Source organism: Affinundibacterium nitidum (genome assembly GCF_014284155.1).
GTDB classification, from domain to species: Bacteria; Pseudomonadota; Gammaproteobacteria; order Burkholderiales; family Burkholderiaceae_D; genus Undibacterium; species Undibacterium nitidum.
Window position 1 is genome coordinate 1 of record NZ_JACOFZ010000054.1, and the last position, 272, is coordinate 272.

Below are 272 nucleotides of genomic sequence, written 5' to 3' on the forward strand. Positions count from 1 at the left end.
ATTTTGATTATTTCTACTTTACTTCTTCTCAATTGTTAAAGAACGATACTACTTAATTACTTTGCTTTCGTTTTGAAAGAACAAATCTCAACAGCGCACGCGCCACTCACATTTGTTATTTCACTTCGATTCTCTGCCACCAGTTTTATTTGGTAGGGCTGGTTGGGCTCGAACCAACGACCCCCGCGTTATCAACACGGTGCTCTAACCAGCTGAGCTACAGCCCCAGTCAATTGGTGGAGGTTACCGGGCTCGAACCGATCACCCCCTGC

At 45.6% G+C, this 272-nt stretch carries 1 tRNA gene; it reads right to left on the reverse strand.

The window, feature by feature from the left end:
- Window positions 1–150: 150 nt before the first annotated feature.
- Window positions 151–227 (reverse strand) — tRNA-Ile (locus tag H8K36_RS18995).
- Window positions 228–272 lie beyond the last annotated feature (45 nt).